Below are 23,015 nucleotides of genomic sequence, written 5' to 3'. Positions count from 1 at the left end.
GAAAGTAAAATGGGTAAGCAAGTCAGGTAGGATTACTTGACTTGCCAATGCCTAAAAAAAACCTAAAGACAATTATTCAACAAATCTCAAACTTTAACTGTAGTCTAATTTATAGGGGGTCGGGACAACCTGCGCTGTATCATTTGAATGCCGATTTTTTGATTCAACCTCTTCAATTAAAAAACCTCTTTGATCGAATAATAAAGATTGAGATTCTCCATCTTCAAATTTAAATATCACCTTTTTAATTTCATTTTTCAGGATTACTCCTCTTGGGTATAATTCGTGCATTTCATTCCATAGCTTTTGACCATGCGAGAAATTCGAGATGAATAACAGAAATAATATCGTTTGTAGTCTTTTCAATTTCCTTTATTAATGTGAGCATTCAAATAAGTGAAACAGTGCCTCTTATTGTCTTTATAGCCGAACCCCAATCCTTCGCTTGCGTATTCAAAAGCAATCTCCTCACAATTATAACAAATTCAAGTTTAAGAAATAAGTTCTAATTTGAGAAATGGGTATTTCGCTGGCTGTAATACGGCATAATTGACCGAAGCCAATAAGCCATACTAAAGTAATTGAATGTATAACATGCACATTGGCCGAAGGGTGGATACCCTTCGCATCGATAGAGTTTAAGAATTAAAACCACTAAATCATCCTCCAAAAATCCATAAAAAAAGGGGACATATGCCCCCTAACCTTGCAGGTTATTTCTTTTTGAATTTTTTGATTCCGCGGTCAAGCCAGTCGCTGAAGAGATCAACCTCGCCATAATCCTGATAATTGGCCGGCTCAATGAGCATTTCCTCATTGTGATCGAGCAATACATAGTAAGGCTGGGCATTAATCTTGTATTTGATTTCCTGCATTGCTGCCCACTTATCGCCAACATAACGTAGCTTTTTCTCGCGTCCATTCCCAAGATCAACCGTGATTTGCTCCGATTTTGGAAGTTCTTCACGAAGATCTACATAAAGCGAAACCAGCACCAATTCCTGATCGAGCTTTCTCTTAATTTCCGGATCAGACCAAACTTGCTCTTCCATCTTACGACAGTTTACACAGGCCTTTCCGGTAAAGTCGAGCATAAGAGGAAGGTTTTTTTCTTTGGCGAAAGCCAGACCCTTATTGTAATCGTGAAATACGTAAATATTTTGTGGCCCAAGATGCTGATCTTCATTTTCGGGAGCATTTATGGCAGAAGTTCCTCCTGTAAAACCAACACCCATCGGGCTTTCACTGTACTGCATAGGCGGTGGAAAAGCGCTGATAAGTTTTAGCGGTGCACCCCATAAACCGGGAATCATGTAAACGGTAAACATCCCGGTAACGAGTGCCATCAAGACTCGTGGAACAGAGATGTATTTCAAGTCGCTATCGTGCGGAAGCTTGAGCTTGCCCAGCAAATAGAGGGTTAACATTCCAAATATCACAATCCAAATTGCAAGGAATACTTCTCTTTCCAGAAAATGGAAGTCCATAACCAAATCGGCATTCGAAAGAAATTTAAAGGCAAGAGCAAGTTCAAGAAACCCAAGTACGACTTTTACGGAATTGAGCCAGCCACCAGACTGCGGGAGCGAATTAAGCCAACCCGGAAACGCTGCAAAAAGCGCGAATGGAAGGGCAATGGCGAGGCTAAAACCAAGCATTCCGATAACGGGTGCAGTTCCACCCCTCGAAGCGGCTTCAACCAGTAAGCTACCCACGATGGGGCCCGTACAAGAAAACGAAACCAACGCGAGGACAAATGCCATAAAGAAGATACCGATCAATCCGCCTTTATCTGCTTTTGAATCGGCCTTATTGATCCATGAGCTTGGCAAGGTAATCTCAAAAGCACCAAGGAAGGAAATGGCAAATACGATTAATAGAACGAAGAAAGCGAGATTGAACCATGGGTTGGTAGCCATCTCTGACAGTACCGAAGCGCCAAATGCCCAGGTAACCACGGCTCCAAGAAGAACATAGATTACTACAATAGACAATCCATAAATTATGGCATTCTTAATACCTGCGGCACGCGTTTTACTTTGCTTGGTAAAAAAGCTCACAGTCATAGGTATCATCGGAAACACACAAGGCGTGAGCAAGGCTGCAAAACCACTTAAAAAGGCGATTATAAAAATACCCCAATTGCTTCGTTTGCTTTCCTTCTTTTCACCTATGGTTTCAACATCGGCTTTAGCTGACTCGATATTCGCCGATCCGGCTTCTATTGCAAAAGCGAAATCTAAATCATCTGGCGGCAGACATTTCATGTCGTCGCAGACCATAAAAGTTATCTGACCCGTAATTTTTGCTGGCTTAGTAGTAAGCTTTCTGATTTTCTGCTTGAATTTTGCCGTACCGCTGAATAATCCCAAGTCAATTTGGAAATTTGGATCATAGATAATCTCAGGCTTGCCTTCAGAAGGTTTACCAATTACTTCAAAACTATTTGATTCTTCGAAGTTTAGTGATGTTGGTACCGGCCCGGCATTTTCATCTACAAACATTGAGTACAGATGCCAATTCTCTTCAAGTGTGGCTTCAGCGACCAATACCGCCGTAGAATCCGTTTCATCTTCCACAGAAAATTCCCACTTTATGGGGTCATAAATCTGACTTTCGCCTTCTAATTGTGGCGCTTGATTTAGCGAAGAGCTTAATGAACTACCCCCTAAATTTTCTAAAGGCTTATTTGGGCTTTGATTCCCAACGGCTCCTTTTACTGCAAGATCGAAAGGAATGTACTCTGGTGGAAGGCATTTTTCGTCATCGCAAACCATGTACGACAATTCGCCTGTTACTTTAAAGTCTATATTTGAAATCCGTTTTATGCGTTGTTTGAATACAGGCCTGCCCTCAAAATAATCCAGATCCATCTGGAAATTCTTGTCGTATTCAGTTTTGAATTTGCCCTGCTTTATTTTCCCAACGGTTTTATAATCAGCAGACTCATTAAACAAAAACTCTGTGGGAAGCGGCCCCATATCACTCTCCAACTCATTGGCATATATATGCCAGCCATCTTCTATTGTTGCTGAAAAAATTATTTCAGCTTCGGTATCAGAAATTTCTTTTACATCAAATTTCCATTTTACAGGATCGTAAACTTGCGCAAGAACGGAGGTTTGCACAAATATAAAGGCAAATGTAATAGCAAAAAATGCTTTGAATTTCAACATGTAAATTCCTGGTCTCTGAATGAACTGCAAAGCTACTGAATTTGATCTATTAGGCGGATTAATTGCCGTTTAATTTTGGAAAGCTAAGTTCAGAAGATTAAGAAATCTTTTGAAAAATTAATCTAAAAATTCGAGTTCTTGATGCACTTTTAGTTTGAATTTTCTCTTGATAAGCCACACAAAAAAGTAAATGAAAACTGTATCGGCGAGAGCGCAAATAACTTTAAAGAACCAACCGTCGAGAATATAATCGCCCATTGTATCGAAAGACAGTCGGCCGGCAAAGAGAACCAAAACAACCAGCGTTGTGTCAACGAGTTGAGACAAAATAGTCGAAGCATTATTTCTAAGCCAAAGCATCTTTCCTTTTGTAAGCCGTTTCCAGAAATGGAAAAGCCGCACATCGATGAGCTGGGCAAAAAGATAAGCCACCATACTCGCCAGAATGACCCGCCATGAACTTTGAAAAACGGTATTGTAATCGGCATCGGTAACCAACGATGTGGGAATGGATGGAAATGAACTGCCGAGGTACAAGATTAGCAATACGAACATCGAAGCGAAGAAACCGACGTAAACTACGAGGTTTGTTTTTTTGCGTCCGTATATTTCAGAGAGAATATCTGTAATTAAAAAAGTTATGGGATAAGGCAAAACTCCGGCCGAAACAATGAAAGTTTTAAACCCCAGATCTACGGTAACAAACTTATTGGCAATGAGATTACAGGCCACCAGAGCTGTAATAAATAGACCGGCAAGAAGTAAGTAAAGCGCCAGCGCATCGCGTTTTTTGCGTAGATGGATGGTTGTCATTTAGACTTTGATTAATTTAACCATAAATGTAGATTTTTGATTTTCAACGCTTTTAAATCTATCATCTATTCTCATCCCCACCACCCAACAAATTTCTCCTGCAGATTCAAGAATGTAAGTTTTGTTTTTTTGCGGAATTGAAAGTTTTTGGTCGGTTAGAAAATCGCTCACTTTTTTTGAACCAGGCATTCCCAATGGAATAAATTTGTCGCCGTCACGCCATTTACGCAGTAATAAGGGAAACTTTAGCTCATCGAAATTGAGGAAGGCCAAATTGGGATCGGAGTTGGGTGTGTATTCTTGATTTTGGCTCGTTTCCCATTTAAGTTGAATCGGTGATTTGATCTCTCCATCCGGTGAATTAATTGGAATCTCAAGATCTGAAACGTCCTGTTTTGGCTCCAACACGAATTGATTTCTATCACGGTAAATCATGTACCTCTCCCCTTCCATCCGCCTGCCGCTTTGGCTTTCGCCGAATGTACGCAAGGCTTCAAATTGATCTGACCGAAAACCGAAAAACTCCAATACGTATTTATGGAGCGGCTTTGCACCGAAGAGGAAATCCCACTTTTCTTCCGAAATAGAATAGATTCCCTCTTCAACGATTAACGAATGAATAAAAACGGCTGCCGTATTTTCGAAATACTGATTTGCTTCTGTGAGAAAATCAATTGACTTTGCCAAATTCGCATTAGCTGAATCAGACAGTTCTGAAAAATCTTTGGCAATTCCGTGTCTAATTTTATTGCGCAGATAATCGGTCTTCTTATTCGACGCATCCTCACGCCACGAAATTTCACTCCTTTCGGCGTAAGCCAGCAGCTCACTTTTAGAAAACTGCAAAATAGGTCTTAAAATATTTTCATTCTTTTCGGGAATGGATCTCAAGCCTGTAATTCCGCTACCGCGAAGGAGATTGATAAAGAAGGTTTCTATTTTATCGTCTTGATGGTGAGCAGTTAAAACAAATTCAAAACCATTCTTTTCGCAAAGCATTTCAAACCAATTATAACGAAGGTTTCTCGCAACAATTTGCACATTATCCTTGCCTTTGTTGACTTTTAAAACTTCGGTATAAAACGGAATATTAAAATCCTTGCATACCCCTTTTACAAAATCCTGATCGGCATCACTTTCAGCGCCACGGAGCTTAAAATTAACATGAGCCACAGCGACATTATGGCCAGCATTTACCGCAAGGTGAAGCAAAACAATGGAGTCCATTCCACCACTTACGGCTATGAGAAGGGGTGTATCAGACTGGATTCCCAGCTCACGCATCTTTTTTCGAAATGGCTTAAGCAAGTTCACCTGTTTTTGTTTTTAACGTGTTTATTAGGGCTTCAGCTTTGAGCATGCACTCTTCGTATTCCTTTTCGGGAATAGCATTGATGGTAATGGCACTACCCACGGAGAAGCCGAGCTTTCCTGTTTTTTGATTGAAAATAATTGTACGAATTAAGACATTAAAATCAAAATCGCCCGAAGGATTAATCCAACCAAAAGCACCGGAATATACGCCACGTTTAAAATTTTCGTGGGCGTCAATAATTTTCATCGCACTAATTTTTGGCGCACCCGTCATTGAACCCATCGGAAACGTCGCTTTTATGGCATCCCAATGCGTGTACTTTTCCTTATTGAGCTGTGCCGCAACTGTGCTTATTAAATGATGAACCGTTTTAAAAGTTTTTACTCCAAAAAGTTCCTTTACCTGAACTGAATTCCGTTTTGCCACTCGCGAAAGGTCGTTTCTTACCAAATCAACAATCATTACATTCTCGCTCTGTTCTTTGGGGTCGTTTCGCAGTGCCTCAATAAGCTGCTTATCCTCTTCCGCATTTTGCGAGCGCTTCATTGTGCCTTTAATTGGTTGCGAAATAAGTTCACCACCGGTATTTTTGAGATATCGCTCGGGCGATGCCGATAAAATATACTTGTCGCCAAGCTTGGCAAAAACCGAAAATGGAGCATTTGTAAGCTCCTGGAGTTTTATGAATTGACCTACGGGTTCAAAATTTTCTACGCTTCCGCTAAACTGCATGCAGTAATTGGCTTCGTAAATATCGCCGCGCTTCAAATGAGCCTTTATTGATTCGGCTTTTGAAACATATTCTGATCTGGAAGTGTGAGGTTTTAAATTTACATTTTGCTGACGAGACTCAACAAGCGCGTCAGGTTCTTCAAGCCATTCCACAATCCTATCTATATCTTCTTGATTTTCAGACTCGATTCGCAATTCGCCTTGAGCGAAATGCAACCAAACTCTTGGTTCGAAAAAAACCGATTCCGGCATTTGCAATACATCGCTATTTTCTGAAGTCAGATTTTCAAGGTCATTTTTTAAATCATAACCCAAATAGCCCGCAATACGAACTTTACTCTGTCTCTGGAATTCTTCAAGCTTGGAGAAAGCATTTTTGGAAACCTTAATTTCGATGGTATTTACAGCACCGATTGCCGCAGAAAATTCGACTGAAGAAGTAATAAAAAAGGCGCAGTATTCATTCTGATTTTCAAAATGAAGAAGCCTTTCCAAAGGTTCGTTAATCTTTAAAATATGTGATAAAATCTTCGGCAATTTTTGAAAATTCTTGATTTCAAAATCATTTCTAAAACAATAGTAACCTTTTTGCGCCAAAACAGAATGCCTTATAAACCGCAATATTCTCAAAAGGTTTTGCTAATAGCTACTTCTACAAGACAGGAATCAATTTTCCACTCTGAATTGATCCCAAAAAAGGTGAAGTTTTCAATCGAAGAAACACCTAAAAGAATACATTTGAGCGTGAAAAAGGCTGCCGTCAGAGCAATGTTAAAGTCGCTCGCGGATCATTTTTTCGCAGGTATCTATCCAAAGTGGATGATCGTTGAGGCTCTCTACCAGGTCTACCCTTTCGCCACCGTGCTTTTCAAAAATCTCCTGATACTCATCGCCGATTTCAATGGTAGTCTCCAGACAATCTGCAACAAAGGCCGGTGAGAAAGCCAGAAGTTTCTTTGCTCCTTTCTTGCCCCATGCTTCTACCACTTTGTCAGAAAATGGCTCAAGCCATTCGTTATCTAAGCGCGACTGGAAACAAACGGTATAATCCTTTTCGGCAATGCCCAGCCTTTCGGCAATAAGGCGCGTAGTGGCGTAGCTGGTAGCCTTGTAGCACCATCGATTTTCTTCGTTTATTTCCTTATCACAATCGTGGTTATCGCAGTTACGGTCTTCGTAAACTTTATCGACTTGCCTGACTGGAAGTCCGTGGTAAGAAAACAAAATATGGTCGTACTCGCTGATATTGTACTTCTTAGCACGCTCTACAATCGTATTGATATAACCGGGATTATCCCAATATTGACTAATTACTTTTAGTTCGGGAATTACGTACCAGTTTCTGATCAGGCGCAATGCTTTTTCTAATGCAGAACCGGTGCTGGAAGAGGCATATTGCGGGAAAAGCGGAAAAACAATTACTTCGTCATACCCGGCTTTCTCCATTCTGGCACAGACTTCATTTAAGCTGGGATTGCCGTATCGCATTGCCAACTCAATAGTTACATCTTCATTTTGAAATTTGTCACCGAGTTTCGCTTTCAAAATTTCACCGTATTCCAGCAAAGGAGACACACCATTGTTACTATCAAAAAGCGCCTTGTAAATCTTTGCAGATTTTGGTGCTCGAAATGGAACGATGATAAGATTTACAAGCAGCTTTCTTCCAAGCCAGGATATATCAATAACCCTCGGGTCATTCAAAAACTCGGTCAAATAACGGCGTACGTCGCTAACCTTTGGACTATCTGGCGTACCCAGATTTATCAGTAAAACTCCTACTTTCTTTTTCATACGATACAAAACATCCGCAGATCGAAATGTTTAAAAACAATACTAAATTAGCTGTGAATGCTTCGGTTTCCGGTGGCGTCTAAAGCCGCTTCCTTAACCGCCTCGGCATACGTTGGGTGTGCGTGACTCATACGCGCCAAATCTTCTGCGCTCGCCCTGTATTCCATTGCCACTACCGCTTCTGCAATCAGATCGGCAGTGCGTGCGCCAATCATGTGAACACCCAGTATCTCATCCGTTTCTTTATCAGCAAGAATTTTTACTTGTCCGTAAAGGTCGCCACTAGCTCTTGCCCGACCTAAAGCGCGCATTGGAAATGAACCTGTTTTAAATTCACGACCGGCTTTCTCCAACTCTTCTTGCGTATAACCTACTCCGGCAACTTCGGGCCAGGTATAAACTACCGATGGAATAAGACGGTAATTGATATGTGGCTTCTGACCGGCTAAAATTTCAGCCACCATGGTTCCTTCTTCACTGGCTTTGTGCGCGAGCATTGCGCCTTTTACTACATCGCCAATTGCGAAAACATTATCAACATTGGTGCGAAGCTGGTCATCTGTTTCTACCCTTCCTTGCTTATCGGTTTTTATACCAATTTTATCCAGACCAAGACCTTCTGTGTATGGCTTTCGGCCAACAGATACCAAGCAATAATCTGCTTCGAATGTTACTTCTTTATCTTTCTTGTCAAGTGCAGTTACTTTCACTCCTTTTCCGGTATTTTCAACTTTTTGAACCTTGTGGTTAAAGTTGAATTTAAATCCTTCTTTCTTCAACACTTTTTGCAATTCCTTGCCCATGGTGCGATCCATCGTTGGAATGATGGTGTCCATAAACTCCAAAACGGTAATTTCAGTACCCAAGCGACCGTACACAGAGCCGAGCTCAAGGCCAATAACACCTCCACCTACAATAATCATTTTCTTTGGCACCTCTTTTAATTCAAGCGCTTCGGTACTGGTAATGATTCGTTTTTTGTCGGGTTCCATTCCTGGAAAATAATTGGGTTTAGAACCTGTGGCAATAACAATATATTTTCCTTTTATTTCTTTATCACCGTCGTCGCCCGCAATTTTGATTGTGTTTTTATCTACGAATGAGCCAAGTCCATGAATGACATCAACTTTATTCTTTTTCATCAAAAAGTCAATACCGCTTACCGTTTGCTCAACAACTTCCGATTTACGCTTGATCATTTGTTCCAGATTGACCTTCAGATCTTTGAGGCCAATTCCATGCTCCTCAAAATTATGAGCAGCATTAAAATAAAGTTCAGAAGAATCGAGCAGAGCTTTTGATGGAATACAACCCACATTCAAGCAAGTTCCACCCAGTGCAGCGTATTTTTCGATTAACGCAGTTTTAAAACCGAGTTGAGCAGCGCGAATTGCACATACATATCCGCCCGGTCCCGAGCCTATTACTACAACATCATATTGATCCATTCTGACTTTTTTTGTTTCGTGGTGCAAAAGTACTAAAGATTGGGGAATAGGGTGGGATGAATTCTCTGGAAGGAAATAATGTTTGTGGGGATGATCAAGATTGATAATACCTTGCAAATTTTTTTTGGTGAGTTATTTATAAACCTTAACACGATGTTGTGCATAACGGTTTTTGACCCAATTATTCTGTCTCGGTTTTCTTTATCGGTTTGCCATACTTGTCAAGCCAAGTTGTATCAGCCGTAATAGGTCTGCCACCTTTATGACTTTGATATCCATAAATAATAAAATACTCAACAGGAATTATATTTAAAGTAAAATCATTAATGATTATTGAGTCTCTCAAGCGGCCAGGGGCAAACGTTTGAATAATTGTATCATATTGAGATAATGATACCCTTAAAGCTTTAACCTTACTGGCTCTCTCCGCAGAAAGTGAGAATTCATAATCACCAGTTCCAAACTTGCCTGGGGCACCTTGAATATAACCAGAATCGCCAATAGCTGCAACAAAGGCTACACTTGGATTTCCTAATCTTTCACTTACGTTGCCCCAAAATCGATAAGCGGTAAAGGGAGTTTTAACTTTTTTAGATATTGAATTTGTCTGATTTGAAGCGGATTCTGTCGTATTCTTTGAAGAAACACAGCCAATAACAAAGATTATGATTACAATCTTGATTGTTAAATATACAAACTTTGAGCTTGCCTTCATTTCTTTATTTTATGATTTTGCAACACTCCGTTTGCTAATTTTTAAATGCTCCTACTCTTTCTTCCATTTCTTTTCTTTTTTTATTGGTTTTCCATACTTGTCAAGCCAGATAGTATCTGCCGAGATAGCTCCGCCACCTATATGATCTTGATAACCATTCACAATATAATATTCGACAGGTATAAAATTTAAAGTAAAATCATTAATTACAATAGAATCTCTCAATCGCCCAAAGTCAAACTTTTGGATAATTGTGTCATATTGAGATAAGGTAACTCTTAATGCCTTAACTTTACTGGCTCTCTCTGCTGAAAGTGAAAAGTTATAATATCCTGAATCCATATTGCCTGGTGCTCCTTGGATATAACCAGAATCACCAATAGCCGCAACGAAAGCAAACCTTGGGCTCTTTTTTCTATCATAAACATTACCTCTAAAGCGATAAACGGTAAAAGGCGTTTCAATTTTTTCAGATATTGAATTTACCTGAGCAGAAACAGGTGCTGATGTTTTTTTTGCAGTAACACAGCCAATAACAAAGATTATGGTTACAACTGCGATTGATAAATATGCGAACTTTGACTTCATTACTTATTTATTCAGATTTAATTGCTTTAGCTATTCCTGTTGATCCATCTTGAAGAAATGTCTTGATAATATATATGCCATTGTCCAATTTGCTCAAATCAAGAGTTGAGGTATTGTATTTGATATTTGTCTTTACAGCAACAGCTTTTCCCGATATATCGATTATAGATACTGACCTAATATATTGCCCCTTAGCAACTATTGTTAGATGATCAGAAAATGGATTCGGGTGAAGCGAAATGGAGTTTTCACTTTTAGAATCAACAACCGCTGTGACATTACTACATATTGGACTAGAAATTGAAGAAATGTCGGACATAATACAACTCGTCCCAGATACAGGATATTGAAAACTCTTATCCATAACCCAGTTCCCGCCATCATACGCGGGTTGGTCTAAGTACAATTCTATTTTTCTAAACGAGCCTGCAGTGTTATCAGCAAAATGCATGATGTCATTGGGACTAATAAGATGCTGCATATTGTGAGCATGTCCTAATTCGTGTAATAAGGCAAAATAGAGGTCATTCTGGCCAGCGGGTATTGGGCTTGTTGGAATTGTGTCAATAAACCAAATAATGTCAGGATCATTATTAATTTGAATATCTGAATCAATGGTATAAAAGAAGGGTGGGCAAGGTTTTCTTTGAGAAGTGTTTAAAGCAAGTTGAGTGGCACCGCCTATATTTGTACCAAGATTTGCGAATGTGATTGTACAGATTGAATCTAATTGTGGGCCTGGTTGGGTAGTAAAGTTCGTTTCTGATGCCAAAACCCAATCAATACCAGTTAGACATGTCCACTCGTGAAGTGCCTTTTTTATAACCGGAATCATTGCTCCATTTTGGTAGGCAGCAACCAAGGTGTCAATGTGAAAAATGTATTGCCCATTCTGGTTTGGTGTAGTTGCCAGAAAAGCAGAACTTTTAGGTGTAGTGGATGCGTTGGCAACTACGGAATAAGAAATGTTAATGGGTTCTGGGCTAGTTGCAGAAAGCGCATCATTTGTTACAACACGAAAATATCCCGAACCTGCGGGTGAATGTGGAACAGCTACACCCTGAATTATGGCTGTATCAACTGATGGTACATAAAGCTGTATAAGGGTATCTGTCCATGAGAACGGAGACAGAAAGTCTCCTGCATCACAGGCTACTTCAGTCGTTCCACCATCGTTGGCATTCTTAAAAAACACAGTACCGTTTCCACGCACAGCGCCAAATTGGAATCCCCGAATTTCAAGCTCGTCCAAAATACCTCCCGCAACGGTGCTGGGAGTGAAACTCGTAATGGTTGGAACACAAGCAGGTACAGGCGTAGTCTGCAAATGTTGTAGTTCTGTGTAAAAAGTACTAAAAGTATCAGCAGGAAATGCGGAATAAGCTGAAAGACCAAGAATGAGACTGGGGTCGAAGAAAGTGGCCGTATCGAGCAACTGAATGTTTGATGGAACAGCGCAGTCTTGAATGCGCATTTTCAAGTGCATCAGTTTCTGCGGAGTAGTGAGAATTGGTTCTTTACACTGGGAATAAGTCGTTTCTAATGCCCATACATAAAAAGCGTTGGGTGCAAGATCGGATGGGAAAGGATCTGCATAGCAGTTCGAATTAGAGTTGATTGTGCCCCGAGTTGTCTCAATATTGGAATTTGATACAATGTTAGACCCAAACACATCAGTATCATATACTATCCTTATAGCAGAAAGATCCAAATATCCGGTTCCCAAATTGTCTCTAATAGTTACGTCAAATTCTAAAAACTTGGTAGTGGAGCCAGAGATAATAAAATTTTCGAGTTCGTAGAAAACTTTATCGTTATCTCTACTATTGTTTTGTTTCGTGTATTCTCTTTTCTTATGCGCAACATAATTTTTTAGCTTTTCAAACTCGGCAGGGTCGTAGATCGGCATTACAATAGCCTTTTCCGCAATTTCAACTTCATGTTCTTCATTATCATTTTCAAAAAGAGAAGATCTTTCGCAATCTTTGAAGTTAAGCCCTGTAATTAATTCAGCAAGATTATAAACCTGTATAAGGCTGTCATAATTTGCCCAGAGATCAGATATCCGCCATTCAACCCCATCATGCCAGTATTTAATAAAGGATTGATTTTGAAAAGTGGCTTCAATTTTTTGAAGGTTATTCTCATCATAAAAATCGACCGATGAAAGTTCTTTTCCAGTATTGGTGGCAAGAAAAATACCTTTACATTTCTCAGTCAAATTTAAACTATGAGATTTGTCAACCCAATGGTCGTCAACAATGCCACCATCTGTTATAAGTTCTATTGTCCCACACTTCAGGTTTCCTTTCAGTATTTTGGATATTTCAATAGTATTTGAAGTGTATATGTATCTTCCGTTCGCTGTTTTGTAAGGTGTTGATTTTATGACTTCACCTTCAAAAATATAGTCAACTGCGTTTACTCTATCAATTATATCAATGGGAATTTCTTGACCGTATGATTTAAGATTTGCTGTAAGTAATAACAGTATTGTACAAAGGAATAATGATTGGTAGAGAGTTTTCATAGTTTCAGGTTGAGGTTATTAAAATATTTTGTATAAATGTAAAAAATACTTTATTAACTGCACTATGATTCGTTTTTAATTTCAGTTTATCCATTTAATTCCTTCACATAGAGATTATTATCGTATCGTGTTAAAAACCGAGCATTAGCAACTACTCGATCTACTATTATAAATATCTTTCAGCAAGTCGTCTTCTACGTCACTCCATGAGCCAGCGAATTCTTCAAGCAATTCTTCCTTGTCTTCCGGCTGTTTTACGAAATTGTTTTTAAGACTGTCAGATAATCTTGACAACAATTCTAACTTCAAATTAATGGCCAACGGTTCAATAAGCTTCATATAACGGTTGACAATAGTATTATCCATGATAAATTTATTATTAAGTGCCTGCCTAACATTCAAGTTTATTGAAAAGTAAGTTGAGATTCAATCAATTTAGGATTATTCTATAAATTATCAGATTCGTAGGGTAACGCAAATAAATGAAAAGTGGCAAAAATTAGCAATGATTGTAGTTATATTGAAGTCTTAACTCAATGTATTCAGGTTACAAAACATTTCGGTTCACCACAATTTAAGTCTCGTGGCTGAGCATGGCTATTTCAAGGCCTCTAATTTTTAAATATCACGAAACCGTTTAGAGCAATTTATTTCATTAAGTTTTTATGCTCAATTCTTGCCTTCGCCTCAATTAATAATTGCTGAAGCTTTTGCTCTAAAAGATTTTTAGACGGAAGTTCAGTCCAGTATTCAGCCACCATTATGCCGTCCTTTCCCATTTCGAGTAGTTCAATCTGTTCATTGCTTTTTTCGGCGCAGAGGATTAAACCAATTGGAGCTTCTTCATCTCCTTGTCTTTCGTGCTTATTGAGCCATTTTAAATAAAGTTCCATTTGACCTTTATGCGAGGCTTCAAATTTTCCAAGTTTAAGATCAATTGCTACCAGTCGCTTTAATTTACGGTGAAAGAATAGTAAATCAATCTTGAAATCTTTTCCGTCCAGAATTATTCTTTTTTGTCTTGCAACGAAGGCAAAACCTTTGCCCATTTCCAGTATAAAATGTTCTAATTCTTTCAGAATAGCAGCTTCCAAATCATTTTCAAGATAGCCATCTTTCAATCCCAGAAAGTCGAAAAAATATGGATCTTTAAAACTGGCCTGAATTTCTAATTCTGTTTCTACCAATTGTAATTGGGCAATTTCTTTGCGCTCAAATGATTTGCGATCTATTTGGCGTCTTAATTCACGTCTACTCCAAGTTTCTTCCGCTGCTTTTAAAGATAATACTTCCGTTTTTCATCATCTTTTATAGGAATAAGAATGGTGAAATGCGACCAATTCAATTGTCGTGCCACTGGCACGACAATCTCAAAATTTGGAAAAACATTAGCAAAGGGAGCTAAAGATAAGAAAAGGGATGAATTGAATTGTCGTGACGCGTCACGACAATCTTAAACTTGGGAAAACAGTGATAAATTACGGCAATCTCCTCAAATTCTATTATTAGAACTATGTGGCATAACCTCGCAAAAGAAGCGAATAATATTGTTCTCAACCAGAAGAGAAAGATAGAATAGAACTCAAAACTGAATTGTCGTGCCGCGGCACGACAATTGGGAAACCGACAAAAAAAAGAATCAAAACCCTTACTCCTCCACCAAAATCATCCGCACCGTACTTCTACTCCTCTGTTCCAACAAAACCTTTTTCCCAATCGCCAATCGGCCAATTGTTTCATTATTATAATGCCGAATTGTAACCAGCTCACAAGGTTTATTGTAAAGCACATCATAATCATCCTTGCAAGAAGCACGAATGGCATCAAGCTTTTCGGGTTCGTAATCAATACAAATTGAAAAATTGATAGCCGAGTTTTGCATCATATTGATTTTAACCCGATTATCTGAAAATATTCGAAATAATTGGCTCAAATTTTCTTCAGCAATAAATGAAAAATCGCGTTGAATGAAAGAGATCAAAACCTGATTAATTTTAAAAATAAAGGATGGAATAAGCGAATCGCTAAAAGTGCTTGATTCTATAAGCGTTCCTTCCTCTTCGGGATGTAAAAACGATTTTACAATAAGAGAAATCTCTTTATTTTGAAGCGGCTTGATGGTTTTTGGATGAATTACCGAAGCGCCATAATACGCGAGTTCGATAGCTTCTTTGTAGCTAATGCGCTTCAGTTTTACGGCATCGCTAAAGTATTTAGGATCGGCATTCAGCATTCCTGGCACGTCTTTCCAGATCGTTACCGATTCGGCATTAAGTGCATACGCAAATATAGCTGCTGAAAAATCAGACCCCTCACGGCCCAGAGTTGTAGTGTTTCTTTCTGCCGTATGGCTAATAAAACCCTGGCTTAGCAGTATGGTTCGGTCGCTGCCTGTGGCTGATTTTGCCTTAGCCCAAGCTTCCTTGATCAATTCTGTGGTTTTATCCCATATTACTTTTCCTTCGCGGTAGGTATTGTCGGTTCTGATCAGATTTCGCGCATCAGCCCAAGTATTTTTAAGGCCGATATGGTCAAGATATCCAGACAAAATAGTGCTCGAAAAAATTTCTCCAAAACTCACTATTTGATCATAATCGTAATCAAAATTATCAGTGGCCGGTTTTTCCAATTGCGCGTTAAATTGGGTTTGAATTTCTTCCAGTTTAGCCATGAGCTTACCATTACCCATTTTTAAATCTTTGACGATTGCAGCGTGGTATTCAAAAAATTTATCGCAAAGCACAGAGAGAGACTCATCATTTTGGCGGTAAGCAAGCACAATACTTTCGAGTGCATTGGTCATTTTTCCCATTGCTGAAACCACTACAACCAGATCTTGCCTCGGATTTAAATTAATAATTTTTGCCGCATTTATTACTGCAGCAGCGTCGCGCACCGAGGCACCTCCAAACTTGTAAATCTTCATTCTGTCAAAGTTTTTTAATATCGTCGGCGGTTAATCTACAATCCAGCCAATCGTATAAATAGGTGGTTCCGTATTTTTTGTAAAATGCTATTGCCGGTTCATTCCAATCGAGCACTTGCCACTCCATTCGGCCATAGCCGCGCTCTTTGGCAAGGTTTACAATCTGATCAAAAAGCATAGATCCTATTCCCATTCCACGGTGCGATTCGCGCACAATCAAATCTTCGAGATGCACCGAGCGCCCTTTCCAGGTGCTGTACTTTTCGTATATAAGCGAGGCTCCCACAATCTCTCCATCCATTTCTGCTACGCGTATTTCTACAATAGCATTGTCGCCAAAAGCATCTTCTTCGAGTTGATTTACAGTGACCTCCACTTCATTGGCGGCCTTTTCAAAAATGGCAAGTTCACGAATCAAATCGTGCACTATTTTGCAATCTTCACGGATTGCATCTCTGAGTATAATTTTAGTTTTCACGAAACAAAGGAAACAAATATAGGTAAGCCAATAAAGAATTTAAGTCGTCTAAAATCACCATATTTGCGCAATTTACTAAAAGAACCATGGATAAACTTACCACCCTCGGCGAATTTATAGTTGAACGTCAATCTGATTTCCCATTCGCTAAAGGCGAGCTTTCCAGGCTGTTAAGTGCTATTAGGCTTGCAGCAAAAGTGGTAAACAGAGAGGTAAATAAAGCCGGACTTGTTGATGATATTCTCGGGTCGGCCGGACAGGAAAATATTCAGGGGGAGACCCAACAAAAGCTTGACGTTTATGCAAATGTGCAAATGATTAATGCCCTTAGAGCACAGCATGAAGTTTGCGGAATCGGTTCGGAAGAAAACGACGATTTTATTGCCTTTGACAAAGGAGAGTCGATGTGGGGGAAATATATTGTTATGATGGATCCGCTCGATGGATCGTCAAATATTGATGTGAATGTTTCTATAGGAACGATTTTCTCAATCTATCGCCGAAAAACCAAACCCGGAACAGTTGCCCAGTTAGAAGATTTTTTACAGCCGGGACTCGACCTTGTAGCTGCCGGATACATCATTTACGGAAGTAGTACTATGCTGGTTTTCAGCACCGGACATGGGGTAAATGGATTTACACTCGACACATCGATCGGCGTATTTTGTCTCTCGCATCCCAATATGCGCATTCCGGAAGACGGGAAAATTTACTCTATAAACGAGGGAAATTACAAGCAATTTCCCGAAGGAGTAAAGCGATATATTAAATACTGCCAGGAAGAAGATGAGGCAACACAACGACCATATACGAGCCGTTATATAGGTTCTCTTGTAGCTGATGTGCATCGAAATATGATTAAAGGTGGAATTTATATATATCCAGCAACGGGCATTAATCCAAATGGAAAATTGCGCCTGATGTACGAAAACATTCCGCTGGCTTTTATTGTTGAACAAGCCGGTGGAGTCGCGTCGGATGGTAAAAACCGAATTTTGGAAATTACACCCGAAGAGCTTCACCAAAGAACACCTTTGTTTATAGGATCTAAAAATATGGTAGAGCAAGCCGAGGCCTATATGGCAGAACATAGCGAGGTGGCTGTTCGAAAGTAAACATGAATATTACCGATTTAGCACAGCATTATTTTAATGACAATAAAGCGTTGCTTGTTAGCAATGCATTGAATGCCAAAAAGGCAAGAGTTTCTCTGCGCGGATTATCGGGTTCGGGAATGGCTTTTGTTGCGCAGGCAATTATCCGCAAAGACAAGCGAGATCACATCTTTATTTTTAACGATAAAGAGGAAGCGGCCTATTTTCAAAATGACTTGCAAAGATTTGAAGAAAACGGACTTCAAACTTTCTTCTTTCCGGAGACGTACCGCGTACCTTATCAAACCGAAAATACCGACAATGCCAATGTCGTGCTTCGCGCAGAAGTACTAAAATCGCTTTCACAAAAAGGCAATATACCTCGCGCCATCGTAACCTATCCTGAGGCGCTTTCGGAAAGCGTGGTAACACGAAAACAACTCAAAACAAACAGCTTTGAGCTGAAGCTTGGTGGCAACTATTCAATCAGTTTTTTAAATGAACTCCTTACTGAATATGAATTTCACCGGGTTGACTTTGTATACGAGCCCGGCCAGTTTTCTATTCGCGGCGGAATAGTTGATGTGTTTTCTTTCGGCGAAGACCACCCTTATAGAATTGAGTTTTTTGGCGACGATGTAGAGTCTCTGCGAAGATTTAATCCGGTAACCCAACTATCGATCAATGACGCAACGACTTTTACCATTATTCCGAACATTCAGCAAAAAACAATGCTCGAATCTAAGGAATCATTTCTTGATTTTGTAGATAGAGATACCGCAGTTTGGCTTAAAGATGAGCAGTTTATCTCTGATAGACTAGATCATCATTTTAAAGTTGCCGAAAAACAATTCAAAAATATTAAATCGCCGTTAAATCACATAAAACCATCGGAAGGCTTTATTGACGGAGACAACTTTGCAAAAATTTTAGCTCGTTTTAGCCTGATCAATGTTGGGCATACATTCGCGGAAGCGGAAATAAAATTTGAATACCACCAGAAACCCCAGCCCATCTTTCACAAAAATTTCGACCTACTAATCGAGGATTTGAAGAAAAACACTGCAGAAGGATTCGCCAATTTTATTTTTTCGGCTAACGAGAAGCAGATTGAACGGCTTGAGCGAATTTTTCACGATATGGATGCGCGTGTGAAGTTTACGCCCATTGTTGATGAGCTCGCTGATGGATTTATCGACAAAGAATTAAAATTTTGCTGCTATACCGATCATCAGATTTTTGAACGTTACCACCGGTTTTACTTAAAAGAAGGCTTTAAGAAAAACAAGGAAGCCATGACCATCAAGGAATTGAGCGGCCTTGAACCGGGCGATTTTGTAACGCATATTGATCATGGAATTGGAAGATTTTCGGGTCTTGAAAAAATTGATGTAAACGGAAAAGAGCAGGAAGCCATCAGATTGATTTATCGCGACAACGATATACTTTATGTGAGCATTCACTCGCTGCACCGCATTAGCAAATACTCTGGAAAGGATGGAACGCAGCCGTCTATAAATAAATTGGGAAGTGCGGCTTGGCAAAAAGCTAAAGCAAAAACCAAGAGCAAGGTTAAGCAGATTGCATACGATCTTATTAAACTTTACGCACAGCGCAAAGCTGAAACAGGATTTGCCTTTTCAGAGGATAATTATTTACAGACAGAGCTTGAAGCATCTTTTATTTATGAAGATACTCCCGACCAGGAAAAAGCGATTCAGGCGGTAAAAGAAGACATGGAGTCACCATCGCCAATGGACAGACTCGTATGCGGTGATGTGGGGTTTGGAAAAACCGAAATTGCCATTCGTGCTGCGTTTAAAGCGGTATGCGACAGCAAACAAGTAGCAGTATTGGTTCCAACAACCATACTCTCTTTGCAGCACAAAAAGAATTTTGCCGAAAGGCTTAAAGATTTTCCCTGCCGGGTGGGATTGCTAAACCGTTTTGTGAGCGCCAAGCAGCAAACAGAAACACTCAAGGCGCTTGAAAAAGGTGAGATTGACATTATTGTTGGAACACATAAGCTTGTAGGCAAGCAAGTGAAATTCAAAGATCTTGGTTTGCTGATTATTGATGAGGAGCAAAAATTTGGTGTAGGTGTAAAAGACAAGCTCAAAACCATAAAAGCAAATGTAGATACGCTTACGCTAACGGCTACTCCAATTCCGCGAACGCTTCAATTTTCTATGATGGGTGCCCGCGATTTGAGCATAATCAATACGGCTCCACCGAATAGATATCCCGTTCAAACAGAGATGTTTACATTTAATGAAGAGATTATTCGTGATGCCATAAGCTATGAGGTAAGCCGTGGCGGACAGGTGTTTTTCGTAAACAATAAAATTCAAAATATTCAGGAAATTGCCGGTATGATTCAGCGGCTTTGTCCGGGCACAAAAGTGGCAATCGGTCACGGCCAGATGGATGGAAAAAAACTGGAAAAGGTAATGACCGACTTTATTGACGGCTCTTACGATGTGCTCGTGGCAACCACAATTATTGAATCAGGTATTGACATTCCGAATGCCAACACCATCATTATTAATAACGCCAATGACTTTGGGCTAAGTGACTTACACCAGCTGCGCGGCCGCGTGGGTAGAAGCAATAAAAAAGCATTTTGCTATTTAATTTCACCTCCCCTTTCGGTTATTTCGAGCGAGGCGCGTAAGCGGATGCAGGCAATAACTCAATTTAGCGACCTGGGCAGTGGACTCAATATTGCAATGCGAGACCTTGACATTCGCGGAGCCGGAAATTTGCTGGGTGGCGAGCAGAGTGGTTTTATTACCGATATCGGATTTGAGACCTATCAGAAAATTCTCAATGAAGCCATTCGCGAGCTTAAAGAAAATGAATTTAAGGATCTCTATCACGAAGAGAATGAAAAGCTTGGTGAATATGTTTCTGACTGTATTCTTGAGACTGATTTTGAGATTTTAATTCCGGGATATTACGTTTCTGACATTACCGAAAGGCTAAGCATATATCGCGAGCTCGATACAATAAGCAGCGATACCGAATTGGAGAATTATCGAATTCAGTTAAATGACCGTTTTGGTAAAATTCCGGAGCAAACCGAAGCCCTTCTCAATGCGATTCGATTGCGTTGGCTTGCCAAAGAGATTGGCTTTGAAAAGCTTTTGCTGAAAGGCGGAAAAATGATCGGGAATTTTATCTCTAATCAGCAATCGCCCTATTATCAGAGTAAGGCCTTTTCTCGTGTTTTAGATTTTATCAAGACCAATCCTTCAGGCTATAAGATGTACGAGAAGGGTGATAGTTTGCGGTTGTCTAAAACCGATGTTACTGATATTGGTAGTGCGCTTGATTCTTTGCGGCCATTGCTGGAAATGAGTACTGTTGCGGGGGTTCAATAGGCAATAGGCAATAGGCAATAGGCAAGGCTTTTCAAGTAACAAATAACATTTATCAGATCCAAAAATTCACTGAAACTTGATGGATTAATTGGTATTTAAAACTCTCTATTCGCTATTTGCGCAGAGACGTACGGTTAGCAACAAGCCTGAAAGCGCGCTGTCGCTAAGCTCTTTGCTTGGCAACGCTTTGTCCGGCGTCTCGCCGGGTTTCTCGAAGGAAAATCGACTAATATTTCCAATAACATTTATGTTGTGATCAGTTAATATCTAATAGTATTCATTTTATTCAAAGCGAACCTGGCGGGACGCCAGATAAAAAAAGCCTCGCGAGACGCGAGCCTTGGCGGAGTGCGTAGGCTACACGAGCGTCATCCGCGCCTTTGCGCAACCTTTGCGTCTTTGCGGTTAATAGTGCCAATAGATTATCCAATTACGGAAACGGAAAATCAACCAACGAAAATAACTCTAATTAAATGGTAATCAATTATTTAAATTTTTGGCGCAATCTTTGGAATCCATAGCCAAATTCATCGGTTATGAAAAAGGTTTTACTCTTCTCTATTCTTTTAGGCTTCATGTCAGTATCGGCTTTCGCCCAATTGCCAGGACGTGGGGCAACCATATCGGGTGGTGCACAATTAGCTGTTCCGCGCGGTGAGTACGCAGAGCTTTACAAAGGCACGCCGTTTGGCTTAAACGCTGCTCTTTCTATGCCAATCTTTAAATTGCCTATTGAAACCGGAGGTGGATTTGCTTGGAATAAAATCGGCGGAGAAGGGCGCGATGTTTATATTGCCGATGAAATGGGAAACGAGCAGGAAGCAGAATTAAAACTCAACGGCAACGCCTATACCTATTACGTTCACGGAAGGCTTAGACCTTTCAATGGAGATTTCAGACCTTATGGCGAAGTTATTGCCGGAATGCGCACCTATAGCGTGAAATCAAAATTGCTGATGGTTACTCCTCATGGCACTGATACAGATCCGCTTACCGAAGTTACAGACCGCGATTTTGTATGGGTAACCGGCTGGGCAGTCGGCTTACAATACCGATTAATAAGTGGCGTATTTTTGGAAGCTCGATTTGAGAAATTAAAAGGCGATCGTGCGCAATACATCAATCCTGAATCTATCAATATTTCTCGTGAAGGTGCTTACAACTATGAAAACCAACAGTCAAGAACAGATCAACTTACCTTTTCGCTGGGATTGGCTTTTAGCTTTTAGTTTTTGGTTTTTGGTTTTTGGTTTTTGGAATTGATAAAAAATCACATAATCAACCTACTGTCTACAATTTCCCAGCAGGTATTTTCAAGATCAGGGGTAATTTCTATTTGACATGACAGCCTTATCCAATCCTTATCTGGATTGGGATATTTTTCAAGCATGATTTTCTCATCTGGTTCAAGCTGAGTAATTTGCCTACCGTTTATTTGCCTCAAAATGCACGTGCCACACCATGCGCGCCCCATGCAGTCGCCAATCTCTTCGTAAAGTTCATCGACGATAAATTCCATAAGAGAATTGTAGGCGTACGGTTTTACTTCAACAAGATGTGATTCCCCAATGGTATCTATTATTGTAAAGCATACATTTTTCATCGCGTCCATTATCTCCGTAATCGTAATTTGAAAGTACGAGATTTCTTGCTCCAGTTTTTACTCATTGGCTAAAAAGCCAAATTCGAATCTATTTATCTAAATAAAAAGCCGCTACAAAATTGCAGCGGCTCGAATAATCTTATTTGAAAAAGAAGCTAATATTCATCTTCATTAAAGAAGAAATCTTCTTTTGTGGGATAATCGGGCCAAATATCTTCTATAGTTTCATAGACCTCGCCCACCTCTTCAATTTCCTGTAGATTCTCTACTACTTCTAGCGGAGCTCCTGCACGCATTGCATAGTCGATAAGTTCGTCCTTCGTTGCAGGCCATGGGGCGTCTTCAAGATATGAAGCTAATTCAAGTGTCCAATACATAATTTGTAGGCGTTTTTATTGGGTATTTTAAGAATACGCAAAA

19 protein-coding genes and 1 pseudogene are annotated in these 23,015 nt (G+C 39.8%); 3 read left to right on the top strand and 17 right to left on the bottom strand.

The features are described 5' to 3' along the window. Positions 1–713: 713 nt before the first annotated feature. The 15 genes and pseudogenes from G3O08_RS06140 to G3O08_RS06080 all read right to left on the bottom strand — a co-directional run bounded on the left by G3O08_RS06140 (position 714) and on the right by G3O08_RS06080 (position 16,464). On the bottom strand, positions 714–2,609 hold the full coding sequence (locus tag G3O08_RS06140; protein ID WP_449397381.1) for a cytochrome c biogenesis protein CcdA: 1,896 nt from the start codon (positions 2,607–2,609) through the stop codon (positions 714–716). A gap of 141 nt (positions 2,610–2,750) precedes the next feature. Next, positions 2,751–3,176: pseudogene (locus G3O08_RS21975) on the bottom strand (protein-disulfide reductase DsbD domain-containing protein); the annotation flags it as partial. A gap of 117 nt (positions 3,177–3,293) precedes the next feature. After that, positions 3,294–3,989 carry a queuosine precursor transporter gene (locus tag G3O08_RS06135; protein WP_163283915.1) on the bottom strand — a complete coding sequence of 232 codons (696 nt, stop codon included), beginning with the start codon at positions 3,987–3,989 and terminating at the stop codon, positions 3,294–3,296. Next, positions 3,990–5,303: a tRNA lysidine(34) synthetase TilS gene (gene tilS, locus G3O08_RS06130; RefSeq protein ID WP_163283913.1), complete on the bottom strand. Its 1,314-nt coding sequence runs from the start codon at positions 5,301–5,303 to the stop codon at positions 3,990–3,992. After that, complete coding sequence (locus G3O08_RS06125; RefSeq protein WP_163283911.1) at positions 5,290–6,573, bottom strand: anthranilate synthase component I family protein; 1,284 nt, start codon at positions 6,571–6,573, stop codon at positions 5,290–5,292. The genes tilS and G3O08_RS06125 overlap by 14 nt, the downstream gene beginning before the upstream one ends. A 234-nt stretch (positions 6,574–6,807) precedes the next feature. Then, positions 6,808–7,830: a ferrochelatase gene (gene hemH / locus G3O08_RS06120; protein ID WP_163283910.1), complete on the bottom strand. Its 1,023-nt coding sequence runs from the start codon at positions 7,828–7,830 to the stop codon at positions 6,808–6,810. A gap of 47 nt (positions 7,831–7,877) precedes the next feature. Continuing rightward, positions 7,878–9,278, bottom strand: a complete 1,401-nt coding sequence (gene lpdA, locus G3O08_RS06115) for a dihydrolipoyl dehydrogenase (protein ID WP_163283908.1) — start codon at positions 9,276–9,278, stop codon at positions 7,878–7,880. 181 nt (positions 9,279–9,459) lie between these two features. Next, positions 9,460–9,993, bottom strand: coding sequence for a hypothetical protein (locus tag G3O08_RS06110; RefSeq protein WP_163283906.1), 534 nt, complete (start codon positions 9,991–9,993; stop codon positions 9,460–9,462). Positions 9,994–10,044: 51 nt separating this feature from the next. Next, on the bottom strand, positions 10,045–10,581 hold the full coding sequence (locus tag G3O08_RS06105; RefSeq protein ID WP_163283904.1) for a hypothetical protein: 537 nt from the start codon (positions 10,579–10,581) through the stop codon (positions 10,045–10,047). 7 nt (positions 10,582–10,588) lie between these two features. After that, positions 10,589–13,111 carry a T9SS type A sorting domain-containing protein gene (locus G3O08_RS06100; RefSeq protein WP_163283903.1) on the bottom strand — a complete coding sequence of 841 codons (2,523 nt, stop codon included), beginning with the start codon at positions 13,109–13,111 and terminating at the stop codon, positions 10,589–10,591. A 144-nt stretch (positions 13,112–13,255) separates the two neighbouring features. Further along, positions 13,256–13,477 (bottom strand): hypothetical protein, encoded by a 222-nt coding sequence (locus G3O08_RS06095; RefSeq protein ID WP_163283901.1) that lies wholly within the window; start codon positions 13,475–13,477, stop codon positions 13,256–13,258. Positions 13,478–13,758: 281 nt separating this feature from the next. Then, positions 13,759–14,298: a PDDEXK nuclease domain-containing protein gene (locus G3O08_RS06090; RefSeq protein WP_239541007.1), complete on the bottom strand. Its 540-nt coding sequence runs from the start codon at positions 14,296–14,298 to the stop codon at positions 13,759–13,761. An 89-nt stretch (positions 14,299–14,387) separates the two neighbouring features. Then, positions 14,388–14,480 carry a DUF1016 N-terminal domain-containing protein gene (locus tag G3O08_RS21120; protein WP_317164043.1) on the bottom strand — a complete coding sequence of 31 codons (93 nt, stop codon included), beginning with the start codon at positions 14,478–14,480 and terminating at the stop codon, positions 14,388–14,390. A gap of 279 nt (positions 14,481–14,759) precedes the next feature. Continuing rightward, positions 14,760–16,037, bottom strand: coding sequence for an aspartate kinase (locus G3O08_RS06085; protein WP_163283899.1), 1,278 nt, complete (start codon positions 16,035–16,037; stop codon positions 14,760–14,762). A 4-nt stretch (positions 16,038–16,041) separates the two neighbouring features. Next, on the bottom strand, positions 16,042–16,464 hold the full coding sequence (locus tag G3O08_RS06080; protein WP_317164042.1) for a GNAT family N-acetyltransferase: 423 nt from the start codon (positions 16,462–16,464) through the stop codon (positions 16,042–16,044). Between the two features lie 137 nt (positions 16,465–16,601). On the opposite strand from G3O08_RS06080, the gene fbp reads away from it, so the two are divergent. The 3 genes from fbp (at position 16,602) to G3O08_RS06065 (ending at position 22,221) form a co-directional block, all read left to right on the top strand. After that, positions 16,602–17,630 carry a class 1 fructose-bisphosphatase gene (fbp, locus tag G3O08_RS06075; RefSeq protein WP_163283897.1) on the top strand — a complete coding sequence of 343 codons (1,029 nt, stop codon included), beginning with the start codon at positions 16,602–16,604 and terminating at the stop codon, positions 17,628–17,630. Positions 17,631–17,632: 2 nt separating this feature from the next. Continuing rightward, a complete protein-coding gene (gene mfd, locus G3O08_RS06070; RefSeq protein WP_163283895.1) occupies positions 17,633–20,992 on the top strand; it encodes a transcription-repair coupling factor in 3,360 nt (1,119 codons plus the stop codon). A gap of 536 nt (positions 20,993–21,528) precedes the next feature. After that, complete coding sequence (locus G3O08_RS06065; RefSeq protein WP_163283894.1) at positions 21,529–22,221, top strand: outer membrane beta-barrel protein; 693 nt, start codon at positions 21,529–21,531, stop codon at positions 22,219–22,221. A 41-nt stretch (positions 22,222–22,262) separates the two neighbouring features. Here G3O08_RS06065 and G3O08_RS06060 read toward each other — a convergent pair whose 3' ends face one another. Beyond that, the gene (locus tag G3O08_RS06060) at positions 22,263–22,595 is read right to left on the bottom strand and encodes a 2Fe-2S iron-sulfur cluster-binding family protein (RefSeq protein WP_163283892.1); all 333 of its coding nucleotides are present in this window, start codon (positions 22,593–22,595) and stop codon (positions 22,263–22,265) included. Between the two features lie 155 nt (positions 22,596–22,750). After that, a complete protein-coding gene (locus G3O08_RS06055; RefSeq protein ID WP_163283891.1) occupies positions 22,751–22,972 on the bottom strand; it encodes a DUF2795 domain-containing protein in 222 nt (73 codons plus the stop codon). Positions 22,973–23,015 lie beyond the last annotated feature (43 nt).

Origin of the sequence: Cryomorpha ignava (assembly GCF_010686655.1) — a bacterium.
Classification (GTDB): Bacteria; Bacteroidota; Bacteroidia; order Flavobacteriales_D; family Cryomorphaceae; genus Cryomorpha; species Cryomorpha ignava.
Note: the sequence above shows the minus strand (reverse complement) of the source record. Positions and strands in the feature narration are given on the sequence as shown.

Coding starts and splice junctions, on each gene's coding strand:
- G3O08_RS06135 (WP_163283915.1), bottom strand. CDS start 3,989: ATGACAACCATCCATCTACGCAAAAAACGCGATGCGCTGGCGCTTTAC.
- hemH (WP_163283910.1), bottom strand. CDS start 7,830: ATGAAAAAGAAAGTAGGAGTTTTACTGATAAATCTGGGTACGCCAGAT.
- lpdA (WP_163283908.1), bottom strand. CDS start 9,278: ATGGATCAATATGATGTTGTAGTAATAGGCTCGGGACCGGGCGGATAT.
- G3O08_RS06110 (WP_163283906.1), bottom strand. CDS start 9,993: ATGAAGGCAAGCTCAAAGTTTGTATATTTAACAATCAAGATTGTAATC.
- G3O08_RS06105 (WP_163283904.1), bottom strand. CDS start 10,581: ATGAAGTCAAAGTTCGCATATTTATCAATCGCAGTTGTAACCATAATC.
- G3O08_RS06100 (WP_163283903.1), bottom strand. CDS start 13,111: ATGAAAACTCTCTACCAATCATTATTCCTTTGTACAATACTGTTATTA.
- G3O08_RS06095 (WP_163283901.1), bottom strand. CDS start 13,477: ATGGATAATACTATTGTCAACCGTTATATGAAGCTTATTGAACCGTTG.
- G3O08_RS06085 (WP_163283899.1), bottom strand. CDS start 16,037: ATGAAGATTTACAAGTTTGGAGGTGCCTCGGTGCGCGACGCTGCTGCA.
- fbp (WP_163283897.1), top strand. CDS start 16,602: ATGGATAAACTTACCACCCTCGGCGAATTTATAGTTGAACGTCAATCT.
- mfd (WP_163283895.1), top strand. CDS start 17,633: ATGAATATTACCGATTTAGCACAGCATTATTTTAATGACAATAAAGCG.
- G3O08_RS06065 (WP_163283894.1), top strand. CDS start 21,529: ATGAAAAAGGTTTTACTCTTCTCTATTCTTTTAGGCTTCATGTCAGTA.
- G3O08_RS06060 (WP_163283892.1), bottom strand. CDS start 22,595: ATGAAAAATGTATGCTTTACAATAATAGATACCATTGGGGAATCACAT.
- G3O08_RS06055 (WP_163283891.1), bottom strand. CDS start 22,972: ATGTATTGGACACTTGAATTAGCTTCATATCTTGAAGACGCCCCATGG.